The sequence below is a fragment of the Paenibacillus profundus genome (assembly GCF_021369635.1).
GTDB classification, from domain to species: domain Bacteria; phylum Bacillota; class Bacilli; order Paenibacillales; family Paenibacillaceae; genus Paenibacillus_B; species Paenibacillus_B profundus.
Genome location: NZ_JAJNBZ010000011.1, coordinates 21,155 through 37,317, shown reverse-complemented (window position 1 = coordinate 37,317; position 16,163 = coordinate 21,155). Strand labels below are relative to the sequence as shown.

Below are 16,163 nucleotides of genomic sequence, written 5' to 3'. Positions count from 1 at the left end.
ACCCCTATGGTTCCGTTGCATTCGTGAAATGCACGTGATTCGACGTATTGCAGATATGTTGTGCACGACTGAGTGTATTGCAAGGAATTAGTGCTGTTGTGCACGACTTGGACATATTGATTTATTGTGCTCGATTGGGCTTTGGGGCTCTTGCAAAAGGCTCGAGGCAGTACTGTAAAGCGGTACTCGGTGAGAAGGCTTATGAGCCCTGTCCTTACCCTGCCCTTATGTGCACTCTCCCATATAATCAGGAGTGATAACGTCGAGGAAAAGGTACACGTAATATCATACACAAATGACATGACCACAGGAGGGATACGTTACGGAAAAGACAGACGGTCATATCTTGCGCGAACGGCATGACGTAAGCCAATGAGGAGAGTGAACCGAACGCACAAAGTGAGCCGCCTCCTTCTGATGGAAAGGGAGAATGAAGCAAAGGGGCGGTTGAAGCGGATCACCGAAGTGTGATGCCACTGCACGAACGGAACATTTCGTTACTGATCACAACTCGTGATATATGACAATCTTGGAAATGTGAGACATGCAATATACATAATTTCACTGCAATAACCGATAAATGATAGTGAAGGAGCGGCCGCTTCTGAGTGATAGGTTTCGAAGAAAAGGATAATTTTCAATTATGTATATGAATATATGAATAAATAAGCATGTAATAACAGAAAAAGGCACACCGTTCGAGAGAATGTGCCGCAAAGCTACAGGGGCTAATGTCTTCCTTCCGGCAGACGATGCCAGCCTGTTGCCTGCCATCCTGATTCTTATGATGAAGAAGGTGACAATGGGGGCGCCTTTTTTTATTTTCTTGATTCTACAATATGCACACGATGGAAGGAGAATGACGTAATCATGCGGTTTACTTTTAAAAAGTGGTCTATGTTGCTAATGTCTTGTCTGCTTTTTGTGACTTCCTTCTCAGCAGCCGGTGCAGCCAACCGTCCGACGACGATGGCTCAGAACGGAATGGTAACTACGCCTCACTATTTGGCATCCGCGGCGGCTCTGCAAGCGCTTGAGGATGGGGGCAACGCCGTGGAAGCCGCCATTGCGGCCGCATCCACGCTCGCCGTCGTCTATCCGCACTATACGAGCATTGGCGGAGACAGCTTCTGGCTGATCTACAACGCCAAGACGAAAGAAGTCAAGGCGCTGAACGCGAGCGGGCGATCGGGAGAGAACGTCACCATCGATTTTTATAAAAATAAAGGGTATGACAAAATCCCATCGCGCGGATATCTTGCGGCCAACACTGTGCCGGGGGCGGTATCTGGCTGGGGAGAAGCTTATGAATATGCTAAAAAGTCGATGGACCGCCATTTGCCATGGGAAAAAGTGCTGGAACGGGCCATTGGATATGCGGAAAATGGCTACCCGGTAACGCCGAATCAGGAGTACTGGACGAAGCTGAATCTAGATACAAGCGACAAGGAATTGAAAAACCTGCAGCGCTTCGAAAGCTTCCGTGACACCTTCCTGAAGCCGAACGGGGAAGCTTATAAACCAGGTGAAGTCATGGTGCAGAAGGACTTGGCCAAGACATTGCAGACAATTGCGAACAAAGGGGCAGACGCCTTCTATAAAGGTGAAATCGCCGATAAAATCGTCAAGGACATTCAGAAGAATGGCGGAGTGCTGACGAAGAAGGATTTTGCCGAGCACAAAGCGGATTGGGTGAAGCCGATTTCTGTCGATTACCGCGGATATACAGCGTACAACGTTCCGCCGAACTCGCAGGGCATGGCGTCATTGTCCATTCTCAACATTTTGAACAACTTTGATGTGAAGAGTATGGGTGAAGGCACGGCCGATTATTACCATGTTATCGTGGAGGCTACCAAGCAGGCATTTGCCGATCGGGACAAGTGGCTGACTGACCCTGATTTCGTTGATATTCCGCTTGACCAGCTGTTGTCTAAGCAGCATGGCCAAGACATGGCTGCCCGCATTGATATGAAGAAAGCGGCAGAATCAGTCAAGCCGCTCGATCCAAAAGGGGATACGGTATGGCTTGGCTTCGTGGATAAGGACGGCAACGCCGTATCTTTGATTCAGAGCCATTACTTTGACTACGGTGCAGGCGTCGTCGCTAAGGACACCGGCGTTATTTTGCAAAATCGGGGCAGCTTCTTCTCCTTGGACCCGAACCATATTAACAAGCTGGAACCGAAAAAGCGCACGTTCCATACGTTGAATCCGGCGATGCTCTTAAAAGGAAATAAGCCATATGTGCTGTACGGCACGCAGGGCGGCGAAGGGCAACCGCAGACACAGACGGCGCTTATTACGCGAATTGTCGACTTCGGATTTACAGTGCAGGATGCGATCGAAGCGCCGAGATGGCTGCATGGACGCAACTGGGGATCCTCGTCGAACGATCTGAAGATGGAAGGACGTGTTCCGCAGGCGGTACGGGATGAACTCGTGAAGCGCGGCCATCCGGTGCAGCCGATTGCCGAATACACGGATACGGTTGGCCAATCAGGTGTCATTCTGATTAATCCGGACACCAACGTCAAATTCGGCGGTGCCGATCCGCGGGGCGAAGGAGCGGCGCTAGGCTATTAATTAAATGGATGTGTGAGACGGAAGACTGCCGGGCAAGTACCGGCAGTCTGCTGCCGTCGCAACGCAATGACGGCGCTAGAGGTAGGAAATGGAGATGAAACCGATGGGGAAGTTGGAGCCGTTTCTCAACAAAGCGATGGCTAGAAACGGGTTGTTATCACGGTTTACTGGGAAGCTGGGAAATAAGCTGGCGGCGTGGTTTCTCATCGTCGCATTAATTCCGCTGCTGCTTACATCCCTGTATTTATATCAGTTCAGTTCGAAGCAGTTGGTAGACAAACAAACAGAATCATACGTGAAATTAGTTACAAGTACGTCGCTTATTATGAATCAATGGTTAACGGAGCGCATGTCGCAAATGGACATTTTGTCCCTCACTACAGACATTCGTTCAACTGACCAAGCGGCGAAGGCTGAGTTTATCCAACAATTTACGAAGAGCGCGAACGTGTTTGACGGCAATACATATATAGGTTCAAACGGCATCGTAATTGCGGATACGTTCCCAGACAGTGTCGGCATCGACTTGTCTGAGCGTCCATTTTTCCAGAACGGATTGAAAGGCAAATCAAGCTATACCGACGTTATATTGGCGAAGACGACAGGCAAGCGCTCCATTATCGTCGCATCGCCGGTCAAAGGGAAGCAAGAGAACGTCATCGGAGTGCTGACCGGTCTTATTAACTTCGAGGCGTTCGCCGATCGCTTTCTGCAGGATCTGTTCATCGATAACGGAGCGGTCTATCCGATCATAGTCGACAATTTGGGGCAGATTCAGCTGCATCCGAACAAGGAATGGCTCGGAAAAAAAGTGAGCGAACTTGAGCTTGCTTCGGATTTGGGCGGCATTTTGCTGAAGCAGGAGAATGAGGCATCTTCTTATCATTATACAGATAACGGTGAATCCTACGTGGTAGCCTATTCCCCGATTCAGGCTACTGGGTACGGCCTTTATTTGCATATACCGGAAACGTCCATTACCTCGGCTGTATCTTCGATGAAGACCAACGTTACGGTCATCATGCTCTTCGTCACTATCTTGGTCATGTTCATCGCAATCATCCTATCCCGCAGTATTACAAGACCTATTGCTAAAGTGGCTGTTGTAGCGGAGCAGGTGTCGATTGGCGAATTGACCGTTGAACCGCTGTCTGTCCGTACCAAGGATGAGGTGGGGATGTTGTCACAGGCGGTCAACACGATGGTGGGGCAATTACGCAGCTTTATTGTGGATATTAACGCCACGGCGCAGCAGGTGGCAGTGTCCGCTGAAGAGCTCTCCGCCAATGCGGAGCATACGAGCAAGGCGACCGAGCATATTGCCGTTACGATTCAGGAAGTAGCGGATGGCACGGAGAAACAAGTGCGCAATGTAGAAAATAGCGTGCAATCCATTCATGATGTGTCGGTTGGCGTGCAACAAATTGCCTTGAATGCCCGTCAGGTGGCTGATTCAGCGGGGAATGCCTCCGACAGCGCGCAAGAAGGCCATCAATCGATGGAATCGATGACGAAGCAGATGGGCGCCATCCATGATACAGTGCTGCAGCTTGCGGAGATCGTGAAGCGCCTCGGGCAGCGGTCCGCGGAGATCGACAGCATCGCACAGGTCATTCACGGCGTTGCCTCGCAGACCAACCTGCTCGCGCTCAATGCGTCGATCGAAGCGGCACGCGCTGGCGAACAAGGCCGCGGATTCTCTGTCGTTGCCGGCGAAGTGAAGAATCTGTCCGAGCAGACGGCACAGTATGCGCAGCAAATTGCAACCTTAATTGATGCGATTCAATCGGAGACGAATCAAGCCGTACAATCGATGGAGCAGGGAACGAAGGAAGTGACAGTCGGCATCGACGTAGTCCAACAAGCTGGCGACTACTTCGAACAGATTCTGCAGGCGATCCGACAGGTCGCAGAACAGATTCAGAACGTAAGTGTCTATGCGCATCAAATGTCCCAGGATACGGACCAAGCGGTCAACCGGGTACAGCAAATTACGGCGGTCGCTGAGCAATCTGCGGAAGGCACGCAGAATGTGTCCGCTGCAACCGAAGAACAGCTTGCCGCGATGGAGGAGGTCAGTTCCTCGTCCACGGCGCTGGCCAAGATGGCGGAAGATCTGCAGGCGCATGTGTCGCGCTTTAAGGTATAGCGATTAGGGTCTGATATGGAGAATGGTGATGCTTCGAAATGCTTCGAGGCTCCTGTTCTCCATTTATTTTTTCGCAAAAAAAAGACGCAGCCTTGGATGGCTGCGTCTTCTTCGATAGGCTTAGGCATTCGGAGCTGGTGAAGTCGAAAGAGTAACCTTTTTTTTCTTGTTGTTCCAGTCAATTCGAATATCGTATAAATTGCAGAACTCACGCAATGGAATCATGACTTCGTTCCCTTTCATACTCGGAAGCTTCTTCGTAAAGCGGACTTCCTTGCCGTCGACCGTAACGTTCAGGGGAACGCTCGGGTTCTTGCCGACGTCTTTCCCGTTTCCTTGTTCTTTAAGCAGCTTAATCAAGTCCTCCGGCGATTGCTTGCTGTTCCCTGCGTCGAACCGGAATGCATTTTTGTCTTTTCGCGTCGTCATCCCTTTCTTGATCGTGAAGGAGAGCTCGATCTTAAGCGAATTCATGACCCCGATCACATCCTTATTGAAAGCCCCGTAAGGAAAGGCGATGATGCCCTGCGTGTTGCCAAGCTCTTGGTGCAATCGCTTCTCAGCTGTCGCTAAATCGCCCGTAATGCGTCCGATGTACTCTTCATCGTTCTCCACCCGCTGTTTATCTTTCAAATAAAGATGACGGGTCAGCATTGGCTTCGTTTTCCCCCCAGCGTCGATGGGACCGTATTTATGGGAATTGTACGTATGGCTGTAGAAGCTCATGCCTTCTTTTTTCATTTCCCGCATCTGGTCCCATGTCAATTTCGGGCGTCCTTCGCGGTTATCGATGAAGGACACGATGACAAAATTTGTAGCGGTGTAGTTGTATTTTTTCAAAATAGGAAAGGCGTGGGTATAAAAGCTCTCATACCCATCGTCGAACGTAAGCAAGATGGCGTTATCCGGAATCGCTGCCCCTTTCGTCATGAAGTTGACATAGTCGTCCATGGTGATGACGTTGAAGCCGTTCGTCTTGAATAGCTCCATCTGGCGCTCGAATTGCTGCACGGGCAGCATGTGGGGCTTTTCCGGCTTATCGACAATATCGTGATACATGAGCACTGCGACCTGATCCGAATAATAGGTTGCAGTTGAAGTGGAAGCGACCGGACTGGCGGCATCTACGCTCATGCCAAGCGTGTTCTTAATGAACGAAGCCGAGGCCATCAATTGTCCGCTATCCATCATAACGGCCGTGGAATCATTTATTTCTTTTCCATCCACCACAACAGAGATGGCTTGGACGGTATTGTTCTGCACACAACCGGTTAGCAGATACAATAACGGCAGACATAGAAGCATAACTTTGAATGAATGGGGAAGTTGAACCTTCATGGATGAATCCTCCTATAGTGTTTCTTCTATATAGGAGTGTAAAAGGAGGATCTTAACGAATCTGTACCTCATTCCTTAACGAATGCTTATTATTAGCGAAATAAATATGGTTTTTGTTAAGAAATTGTTAATGAATCGCCAGTAAAAAAACTCCGAATCCGCGGTAAGGCGGACCGAAGTTATGTAATCCCTTATTCCAACTTGTAGCCGATGCCCCATACCGTCTTGATGTATTTCGGGTTTTGGCCGTCCTCTTCGATTTTTTCACGGAGCTTGCGAATGTGAACCATGACGGTATTCTTCGATTCCATGAAGGGTTCGTTCCACACTTCTTGATAAATTTTCTCCATGCTCATTACGATGCCGTGATTTTTCGCCAACAGCTTCAGAATGGCGAACTCGCGCGGCGTCAGCTTCACAGGTGTGCCATCCACAGTTACGGTGTGGGTGGCAATATTGATGGCCAAGCCGTCAATTTGAATCTCGTTCACATTTGGGAGACGTATTGGATTGAACTGATTATACCTGCGCAGCTGGGATTTTACCCGCGCCATTAGGACGAGCGGATTGAACGGCTTCGTTACATAATCGTCTGCTCCGATACTGAGTCCTGCGATCTTATCGATGTCCCGGCTTTTAGAAGACAGCATAATAATGGGGGTGGTATTTTTCTCCCGTATTTTTTTACATGTCTGAAAGCCATCCATTTGCGGCATCATGACGTCCAAAATAATGAGATCGATCGGATGTCTTTGAAGCAGCTCCAATGCGGCTAATCCGCTGCTCGCTTTCAGCAGCTCGTACCCCTCGTTCTTCAAATAGATCTCGATCAGCTCCACCATTTCATTTTCGTCGTCTACCAACAATATGGTCTCTTTAGACATCGGACAAGCTCCTTTACAGCATCTATTCCCTCACTATTAGCAAGTGTAGAAGGAAGAACTTAATAAATACGTGCCTAAAACCTTAAAGATAGCTTATCATTTGCGAAATAAATCCAACTTTCGTTAAGAAATTGTTAATAATTTACGCAGCAAAAACTCCGGCACCGCCATACCGCAGGCCGGAGTTATGTAATCCCTGGAAGGGGGATCGGAATGAGTTGAATCTCATTGATTTCAATGTCCCGTTAATGATTGCTTGCGGCGACCGTAATAGGCCGCTGCGGCTTCCGCGCGGGAATATTCCCGAACAGGAGCCAGGAGTGGGGCAGAATCTGGACGGCCAGGGCAACGATAATCCAAGAGCACACGAGCGCAAACAGGAAGCCTCCTGCGTACCACAGATGATGGAGTTGCGATATGGAAGTGTGCGGCGGAAACATTCGGTACACGAGCAGAAAGAACGGATGGATGAGATAGATACCGAACGAGAGCTCTCCGAGCCGCTTCATCCATCGATTAAGCCAGGACCATCCATGCCGGTGCAGCATATGCGCAATTTGAAAAGCGATTAAGGCAAAAGCATACGTATGCACATTCCATAACAGCTCATACAAGAGCGAATTATACTGAATGCCGTTCAGGCGGGTGTTATGCCACACATAGACATGGCCTAGACCGGCAGCCAATCCGATAGACCACAACGCTATCCAGGACGCGATGCGGCCGGCATTCGCGTTCTCCCTGCTAACGTTGAGCCAAGCTTTCAGCTTCGGATAGTAGATTCCGATGCAAGCGCCCAGCAGGAAGTAAGACATGTAGGAGAGCGACCAGCTTCCCTTATTGGGCACTTGGAGAAAGTATTTGTTCAGCAGGATGAACGTCCACTGCAGGGCCAACCCAAGCGGGACACTCCATTTGGCGATGATTGGCTTGCGTTGGAACAGCCACAGGAACAGGGGAAACAGCAGATAGAACTGGATGCTGATAAAGACAAAATACAAATGCGTATATGCTTTTCCCGTCGCCAGCTGCATGATGAACTTCATTACCGTTTCTTCAAGGGAACGGTCGCGGTAATGAATAACGTGCAGCAAAACGAAATAAAACACGGAAAATAGACAATACGGAACGATAATGTACTTTAGTCTTTTTTTGTAGAAATTGACGATAAGCCGTTTGTCCAATGGACGCGAAGCATAATTGTAGAACAGAACAAAGCTGCTCAAAAACAGAAATGTAGGCGTTCCTATTTTCGTAAAAATGTTAAAGAAATTGTAAAGGATATAATAATTAGAATCCTTCATGGCAAGCGTTGCGAACGATGTTGAGTGCACGGACAGAACCCCGAGAATCGCCATGGCTCGAACGAGCTGAACTTCGGACAGCTTTTCTCTCACAGACTTCACTACTCCCTCTTTGTTTTCTATTTAGCGAAGTATAAGGGAGGGATCTTAACGATTCCGCACAGCATTTCTTAGCATTTTCTTATCAAATCATTAAAACATTACTAATGATTCCGGCTTGTCGGAGGTCAGCGGCGGGAAAATGAAGTGAGGGTGTGTGCCATGTCTCGAGCATGGGGGATAAAAAAGAGCTCACGCCCTTGAAGGTGAGTGAATCAATCACCTTCAAACAGTGTGAGCTCTGGGAAGAGGGAACCTCGTTTCGAACGTTGTCTGGCGTTCGTCGCTATATGCGGATATTTTACCGCCATGCACCTCGATAATGCTTTTCGTAATCGCGAGGCCGAGACCAGTACCGCCCGTTTCCTTCGAGCGGGATTGTTCCACCCGGTAGAAGCGGTCAAATATGAATGGCAGGTCTCTCTCCGAAATCGGCTCTCCGTAATTTGTAATTTTGACGAACGTCTCATCCCTTTCTTCGCCGATAAAAATGTCGATGTATTTGCTTTTATTTCCATATTTTATTGCATTAGATATCAGATTCTCGTAGGCGCGAACGAGTCTGTCTCCGTCGGCGGCGATCTTAAAAGGCTGATCCGCTGCATGAATGCGGCAAGTCATCTCTGCGCGTTCCAAGCTGGGCACGAACTCTTCGATTAACTGCCTGATGAAACCGTCCATGTCCAATTCGACAATTTCAAGCGGAAAGCCGTTGTTGATGCGTGTATACTCGAACAGATCGTCTATCAAATTTTTCAAGCTCAACGCTTTCTCGTAAGCGATATTGACGTAATAGCGCAGCTCGATCTCATCCTTATAGCGATCGTTTTCAATGAGCTCCAAGAAGCCGAGAATGGAGGTTAGCGGCGTCCGTAAATCGTGCGATACGCCCGTAATGAGATCATTTTTCGTCTTTTCGGCATTTCGTTCTTCTTGGATAGAATGGCTCAATTGCGCGCTCATTTGATTAATGCTGTCCGCCACCAAGCCCAGGTCGTTGGAGGGCTTGACCGGTATGACATGCTCGAACTGTCCCTTCGCTATTTCTTGCAGGCCGTACGTAATCTCCTGCAAATAGCTATTCAACTCCTTTGCCATCACATTCACATGGCCAGCGATCATTCCGAGCTCATCCGATGATTTGATCGGAATGGTGTAATCGAAATGTCCGTTGGAAATTTCCTTCAAGCCTTGGTTGATTTGTTCGAGATAACCGATAATGGTGCGGCTCAGCAAAAAATAGAGAACAAAGAACAATGCGATGCCGGTCACGATGAGGACCGGGGTTGAGCCGATATTGTTCACGACCCACTTAATCGGAATGTTGTAAGGCCTGAAAGCAAGTATATACGTAGACAACAAGCGGCCAAGCAATAGAAAGAGCGCCGTGCCGGCCAGACTTGCGACGAACACAAGCAGGAACTTCCACCGGACCGTATAAATCAGTTTGTTTTTTTCCATCCCCGCATCTCCCTGTTCAGAAGTTGTTCAAATAGTCCCCTTTTGATCACGTGCTATTAAGAATCCATCTTATAGCCGATGCCCCATACCGTCTTAATATATTTCGGGCTCTGGTTGTCCTTTTCGATTTTTTCACGGATTTTACGAATATGGACCATGACCGTATTTTTCGATTCCATGAACGGTTCGTTCCATACTTCCTGATAAATTTTCTCCATGCTGAGCACGATGCCGCGGTTCATTGCCAGTAGCCTCAGGATGGAGAATTCTCGCGGCGTCAGCTTCACGGGGATATCGTCCACCGTTACGGAATGGGTGGCGATATTGATAACCAGGTCGTCGATTTGAATCTCGTTCTCGTTCGGGAGACGTCTGGTGTTGAATTGCTTGTACCTGCGCAGCTGGGATTTCACCCGCGCCATCAGGACGAGCGGGTTGAACGGCTTCGCCACATAGTCATCCGCTCCGATGCTGAGTCCCGCGATCTTATCGATGTCTTGGCTTTTGGCGGACAACATAATGATCGGGATGGTGTTTTGCTCACGTATTTTCATGCATGCCTGAATGCCGTCCATGTGCGGCATCATGACGTCCAAAATAATCAAATCGACCGAATGGTTCTGCAGCAGCTCCAGAGCCACCAATCCGTTGCTAGCTTTCAAGAGTTGATACCCCTCGTTTTTTAAATAAATTTCGATGAGTTCTGCAATTTCTTTCTCGTCGTCTACCAATAATATCGTCTCTCTAGTCATCGGACAGACTCCTTTTCGATATGATGCAATTTTCCTTATCGGGTAAACGCGCGACAAGACGCCCCTTGTCACAGGAAGCGTCTTGACATATCGTTCATCCGATTCTTCTTGTAATCAATGACTTATTCCTTCGCATCCGGCATAGGCAAAAATACCATATGGATTGGCAGATTGCTGCCAGAGGCGAGAACGAATGAAATTTGGACCGTTTCTTCCTTGTTGCCGGTGCGGTACAGCACGCCGGCTTCTTCTGGATTGATCAAGATGCTTTCTTCCGTCATATTGACCACCTTGCCGTTGACCAGAAAGGCTCCGGCATAGTGTCCGCCGCGCGCATTCAAGGCAATGACGGTCCGGGGGGCAACTTTGATTTGCGTGCTGTAGAGCACGCCCGTATTGCCGATATTTCGTTCCTCGTTCCCTGTGATACGGTCTTCACCGACCACGAATTCATCGTTATTATCATCCCCGATGATAATTCGCTGCGGCTTTTCCCCAAGCGTGCCGCTGATTTCGAGCGACCGGTTGCCTTGCGGGAACGTCCCCCGCACATGCCTGCCGTCCCGTTCCAAGTAGCTCAGCTGCGGAAGGGAGGTGATAGGTTCCTTATCTGGATCGAGTATGACAACGGAAAATTCGATCTCCTGATCGGTATGAAACTCCGAATATGACGTCATGGTCAAGCCCGGCTTGAGGGTCACCTTGCTAATATCGGGCAGCACGATGGCCGTCTCGCCTGCCGGCACCTTGAATGAGTTCACAGGCTCGGAAATGGTCAAGGATTCGAGAAATCGCGATACGGCTGTTTTGCCGCTGGTAGAAACATATTTCGTCGGTCCGCCCATCCCGAACGATTTCAGGGTGACGTTCGCTTCATCTGTGCCGTGGTTCGTCGCCAGCAAGTACACCGACAATTCCTTCTGCGAACGGTTCTGATTGTGAATGTTAATCCGGAAATCGCCGGTCAGCTTATCCTGATAGCCGATGCCTTCCTCTCCGTACAGATGCTCAGGGCTGTTGCTGCGCACGAACGTCATCGGGTTGGATATGGCGTTATATGTAACCTGCTCATAGCCCAGCACATCATAGTTTTGCACGGCGATTTTGCTTCCCGGCGGTGTGAAGAGCAGTCCGTGCTCTTCAGGCGAGTACAAAATTTCATCCGTTACCGATACCGTCTTGGTGACCGAATGAGTTAAGCCGTGCTTGTTCTCTACCTCCAGCGTAATCTGGTGTTCGCCCGTCTCGAAAAATGCGGGTGCTTTGCCAGTCCACGTTCTCTTCACAATCTCGCTGTTCTCGTCATGACTGCGATCTTCGTAACGAATGTTCTCGCCCATCCGGTAGATGGTCTTATCCGTGAGGAAATCGGCCACAGGCGCGGAATGGCTCTCAGGGCCTGTATTCCAGGACAAGGTGTAGCTCGTTCCGGATGCGCTAAGCTTGCTGTCCGTCAGATCGGCCCATGTGCGCAGCGGAACCATTAGGCTGCCCTTCTGAGCGTATATTATGCCCGCCGAAGTGACGGCAGAGCCGTTGACATCGATGTTCTTCGTATCCGGTGTGAAGCGGAGAGTCACGCTGTCTTTCATGGCTATTGTCTCTTTTGTCTCTGCATCGTAGGAGAGCGAGAAGCCGTAGAGCTGCGCGATGCTCTTCAGAGGGACATAGGCTCTGTCCCCTTTTTGGGTAACTGGCTGAGAGGCTTTGATCGTCTGGCCATTGTAGTTCATGCTGCTGCTATTTTCCGTTAAGTTGAGACTGTGGCTGGAACTGCCTGCTGCGCTCGTGGTCTGTCCGAAGGCAAATAGCTGCCAGGACAGCACCGTACCTATCGCGATTACTTTAAAGCTTTTTGAGATGTATGCATTCATGCTTCCACTCCTTCATTATAGTTGATCTAGAATTTTTAACATATGGACGTGTGAATATATATTTAACGCTTGTTTGTCGGAAAAGTTTCGCACTGAAGTCGAATGCTGGAATAAGAGGGGATGCGAGGAGGTGTGGAGCGTCGCGGTTCATAGGCGAAAAAATATTTACAAAATTTTGATCATTGAGCACCATAAAGTGAAAAACAGGTTGCATGACGGGGTCAAAAAAACGAGCTTTGTGCCGGATGCGAGCAGATGGAGTCAAAGCAGCCTGTGGACTGCTTTGACATCGATGCCTTGTGGCCATGAACCCGTCCCGGGACGTTAATCCCAATCATTACCACGTCTCGGCGCACAAAATAAAGAACAATTTTCACGGGGTTGCGGCTCATTACAACGTCATATCGTTGAGCTTCTTACGGCCGTTATCTGAAAATCGGGATCCCATTCATATTTTTCATGATAGATGCGGTTCACTTCTGTGGCCAAGCGGTCCCAGTTGTCATTCGGATATTGCTGTATCATCCGGTACAAGCGGAGGAACCGGTCCTTGGGCAGCCGATGTGCGTAACGCCGCACCAATCCGGGATAAGACTGCACGTAACGCTTCATGCGCACGGCCGCACCGGCAGCTCCGGTGAGAATGTCTTGCCCGTTATCGAGTCCGAGAATCTCAACTTCATGATTGATGACATATTGAAACGTTTTGTCTTTGATCAAATCACGTTTGATTTTGGATATTTCGCCGATGTAATCGGCCAGCAGCGGATCATACTGGTTAATCAGCAACGGCTCCAGCACCAAGTCCATATCTTTGCGAAGCGCGAAAAAATGGAGCAGCGCAACCTGCTGCAGCCGAATGGTGTCATTATGGAGCAGCGTGCCGAGCTCGCGCAGCAGCTCATAGGTTAATTGCTTGTCTGTATCCCAGTTGGCAAAGGCGGTTTCCCAGTCGCGGTACACATCCTGCCCGATTCGTTCCCGCTCGCGCTTCAGCAGCTTATCGAGCGCCCGGTTGACTTCGAACGGCCTCATTCGCTGTTGCATGAACCAGAGGAGCGATATAAGCAGAAGTCCAGCGGCTCCACAGAGCGCCATCTGCAAGGGGCCATCGCTCAGCAGCACGCCTGCAAGCGCAAAGAGCGCGGAGATGAACAGCCGTGCGCAATCCGCACGCTTCACTTCCTTCGCCGCCTGCCGTTCAACGGGGATGATGGAGGATTTCCCGCAGGATGGGCACTCCTCCTCGGATAATACCGTAAAGGTTTGACAATGTTTGCAAACCCTTAACTTTTGATAGGCGTATCTCGTTGTATGATAGGGTCTAAAAAATACAGGTATCTTTTTCATCATGATTGTCCGCTTTCGCCATTTAGTATAGTTAACAGGGTTTGGTCGATATCAGCATGAGAGGGCGTCGATTTGCGGCGAACCCAATAAAGTATTGATTTGACGGCGACAAATAGAAACAAAATGCCTATACATCCGTATGCTAACATATGAAAATCCTTCCTTTTGCTTAAATATATAAGATGAAGCGGGAGGGATATGTGATTTTTACCCCCATTCGCTGTCTGTGTTGAGTGATATTGAATAACGGTGCGGAAAAATTCACGCTTTGCACACGCACTTATAGTCACTGATTATATCATAACGGGTGATTCGTGGTAGAATTAGTAAATAAATTGTCATATCAGGCAGACTTATGACGGGAAAGGAAATTGTTTATTCAGGAAATCTTCATATAATATTAAGAATTATGAGGTATAAACATATAGTACCGATCCGCCTATTAAGACTTTATACCTAATGGCTGAAAAGCTACTTTTTAAATCCGTATTATGTTATTCATTAAACATTTTTTCATAAAGGAGTACAACTATGCTTCGTAGAAATCATTTCGCCTTTACAATGTTGTTGACTCTATCCATATTATTGCTGCCGTTGATAGGGCAACTTCCCGCAGCGCATGCCGCTCAGCAATCTTCCAAAATCGACTCTGTCCTCGTGGTGGACGTGAGCAACTCGATGGACACAAGCGATAAGGACAAGATCGGCAATGAAGCGATGAAGATGTTCATCGATATGTTGTCTGCCGCGGGCGACAAAGTCGGGATCGTCGCTTATACCGATAAAATAGAACGCGAGAAAGCCTTGCTGGAAATTCAATCTGATGCGGATAAGCAGGATTTGAAGCAGTTTATTGATCAGTTGAACCGCGGGCCTTATACGGACATTGCCGTAGGCGTGAAGGAAGCTGTCAAGGTGCTCCAGCACGGTGCCGATCCGGCGCATGAACCAATGATTGTGCTGCTCGCTGACGGCAACAACTACTTGAACAAACAAGGAAGCCGGACGCAGGAGCAGTCTGACCAAGAGCTCAATGAGGCTGTAGCCGACGCCAAAAAGAAAGGCATTCCCATCTACACGATCGGACTGAATGCCGACGGTCAGCTGAACAAGGATGCGCTGGCAGAGCTGTCGAAGCAGACGGGCGGCAAGTCGTTCGTGACGGCCTCGGCGGATGAGCTGCCGCAAATCTTAAGTGAAATCTTCGCCAGTCACTTGAAGCTGAAGATTGTGCCGATCCAATCGATAACGGCCAACGGAAGCTATCAAGATGTCATCGTGAATGTGCCGAATGCCAACGTCATGGAGGCGAACATTTCTCTCATGTCGTCCAAGCCGGTCGATGTGAAATTATTCGATCCATCAGGCAAGGAGGCAGCCATTCCTTCGGATGACGTGCAGCTATCACGCTCTAAGAGTTACTCTCTCATCAAGCTGCTGCAGCCGGCTCAGGGCGACTGGAAGCTGCAGGTCAAAGGGGTAGCCAAAGACAAAATCGATATCAATCTCGTCTTTAACTATGATCTGGAGCTTGCGATGGACCCGCTGTCGGCGCAAGCCTACAAGAAGGGCGACAAAATCGAAATCAGCTCGTATCTAACGAGCAACGGCCAGAAGCTGCAGAACAATGCGCTCTATCCAAATATGAATGCCGTATTGACCGTGAAGGATCTGGATACAGGCGATACGAAAGAAATCCCGCTTAACAATCTCGGCGATCGCTTTGAGGGCGCTTATGAGATTGAGGATAAGCATGAATACGAGTTGAAGGTGCGAGCGGAAGAGAAGAGCTTCTATCGGGAGACAGAGCCAGTCAAGGTGAGCGCCAAGCCTGGTGGATCGGGCGGCACCGCTGCGGCGGGCTCGGCTGAGGCTGAGGAGAAGAAGCCGTTCCCGGTATGGGCAGTGGTCATCGGAGCTGCCGTCTTGGCGGCGCTTGCCGCTGCGGCCTACTTCATTCTCGCAGCCGTGAAAAAGGCGACGCGCGGCTTCGTCGGTCAGATGGTGATCGAGATCCGCGACGAGAACACGGGGGAGAAGACATACCCGCAGTATAAGAAGCTGACGGCCTTCAAAGGCAAATTTACACTCCATCAGCTGCTGCAGCTGGCGCCTGAACTGAAGGAAACCGAAAAGATCGTGTTTGTGCCTAGCAAGGGCGACCGCGTCATGCTGAAGAACGGATCAGCAGGTACGATTGAGAAGTCCGGACGCGCGGTGGACGCGAGCAGCGGCCTGGAGTTGAAGACTGGTGACCGTATTACCGTACCGTTAAGCAATGTCGACAAAACGGTATTGATCGAATATCTCGTTTAGGTACTTCTCGGTGCTGAAAAGCGACCTTTTTGAACACATACGTATAGGGG

Annotated in this window: 10 protein-coding genes and 1 riboswitch; of the genes, 3 read left to right on the top strand and 7 right to left on the bottom strand. The window is 49.3% G+C overall.

Features of this window, described 5'->3' with window-relative positions; genetic code table 11:
- The first annotated feature begins 678 nt into the window (after window positions 1-678).
- Window positions 679-771: riboswitch (cyclic di-GMP riboswitch) on the top strand.
- A 99-nt stretch (window positions 772-870) separates the two neighbouring features.
- Both ggt and LQV63_RS14735 read left to right on the top strand, forming a co-directional pair.
- Complete coding sequence (gene ggt, locus LQV63_RS14740; protein WP_233697288.1) at window positions 871-2,586, top strand: gamma-glutamyltransferase; 1,716 nt, start codon at window positions 871-873, stop codon at window positions 2,584-2,586.
- A gap of 103 nt (window positions 2,587-2,689) precedes the next feature.
- On the top strand, window positions 2,690-4,735 hold the full coding sequence (locus LQV63_RS14735) for a methyl-accepting chemotaxis protein (protein WP_233697287.1): 2,046 nt from the start codon (window positions 2,690-2,692) through the stop codon (window positions 4,733-4,735).
- 120 nt (window positions 4,736-4,855) lie between these two features.
- Here the strand turns inward: LQV63_RS14735 and LQV63_RS14730 are convergent, their stop codons facing one another.
- From LQV63_RS14730 to LQV63_RS14700, 7 genes are all read right to left on the bottom strand, one after another.
- On the bottom strand, window positions 4,856-6,073 hold the full coding sequence (locus tag LQV63_RS14730; RefSeq protein WP_233697286.1) for a polysaccharide deacetylase family protein: 1,218 nt from the start codon (window positions 6,071-6,073) through the stop codon (window positions 4,856-4,858).
- Window positions 6,074-6,264: 191 nt separating this feature from the next.
- Window positions 6,265-6,957 carry a response regulator transcription factor gene (locus LQV63_RS14725; RefSeq protein WP_019422324.1) on the bottom strand — a complete coding sequence of 231 codons (693 nt, stop codon included), beginning with the start codon at window positions 6,955-6,957 and terminating at the stop codon, window positions 6,265-6,267.
- Between the two features lie 245 nt (window positions 6,958-7,202).
- A complete protein-coding gene (locus tag LQV63_RS14720; RefSeq protein WP_019422325.1) occupies window positions 7,203-8,363 on the bottom strand; it encodes an acyltransferase in 1,161 nt (386 codons plus the stop codon).
- 222 nt (window positions 8,364-8,585) lie between these two features.
- Entirely contained in the window at window positions 8,586-9,821 is a 1,236-nt protein-coding gene (locus LQV63_RS14715) for a sensor histidine kinase (protein WP_233697285.1), read from the bottom strand.
- A gap of 56 nt (window positions 9,822-9,877) precedes the next feature.
- Window positions 9,878-10,573, bottom strand: a complete 696-nt coding sequence (locus tag LQV63_RS14710) for a response regulator transcription factor (protein ID WP_019422327.1) — start codon at window positions 10,571-10,573, stop codon at window positions 9,878-9,880.
- 122 nt (window positions 10,574-10,695) lie between these two features.
- Complete coding sequence (locus LQV63_RS14705; RefSeq protein ID WP_233697284.1) at window positions 10,696-12,447, bottom strand: copper amine oxidase N-terminal domain-containing protein; 1,752 nt, start codon at window positions 12,445-12,447, stop codon at window positions 10,696-10,698.
- Between the two features lie 399 nt (window positions 12,448-12,846).
- Entirely contained in the window at window positions 12,847-13,800 is a 954-nt protein-coding gene (locus tag LQV63_RS14700; protein WP_233697283.1) for a hypothetical protein, read from the bottom strand.
- Between the two features lie 528 nt (window positions 13,801-14,328).
- Between LQV63_RS14700 and LQV63_RS14695 the strand changes: the two genes are divergently transcribed.
- A complete protein-coding gene (locus tag LQV63_RS14695; protein WP_233697282.1) occupies window positions 14,329-16,113 on the top strand; it encodes a VWA domain-containing protein in 1,785 nt (594 codons plus the stop codon).
- Window positions 16,114-16,163: the final 50 nt, after the last annotated feature.

Coding starts and splice junctions, on each gene's coding strand:
- LQV63_RS14700 (WP_233697283.1), bottom strand. CDS start 13,800: ATGATGAAAAAGATACCTGTATTTTTTAGACCCTATCATACAACGAGA.
- LQV63_RS14695 (WP_233697282.1), top strand. CDS start 14,329: ATGCTTCGTAGAAATCATTTCGCCTTTACAATGTTGTTGACTCTATCC.
- LQV63_RS14730 (WP_233697286.1), bottom strand. CDS start 6,073: ATGAAGGTTCAACTTCCCCATTCATTCAAAGTTATGCTTCTATGTCTG.
- LQV63_RS14705 (WP_233697284.1), bottom strand. CDS start 12,447: ATGAATGCATACATCTCAAAAAGCTTTAAAGTAATCGCGATAGGTACG.
- LQV63_RS14710 (WP_019422327.1), bottom strand. CDS start 10,573: ATGACTAGAGAGACGATATTATTGGTAGACGACGAGAAAGAAATTGCA.
- LQV63_RS14735 (WP_233697287.1), top strand. CDS start 2,690: ATGGGGAAGTTGGAGCCGTTTCTCAACAAAGCGATGGCTAGAAACGGG.
- LQV63_RS14715 (WP_233697285.1), bottom strand. CDS start 9,821: ATGGAAAAAAACAAACTGATTTATACGGTCCGGTGGAAGTTCCTGCTT.
- LQV63_RS14725 (WP_019422324.1), bottom strand. CDS start 6,957: ATGTCTAAAGAGACCATATTGTTGGTAGACGACGAAAATGAAATGGTG.
- ggt (WP_233697288.1), top strand. CDS start 871: ATGCGGTTTACTTTTAAAAAGTGGTCTATGTTGCTAATGTCTTGTCTG.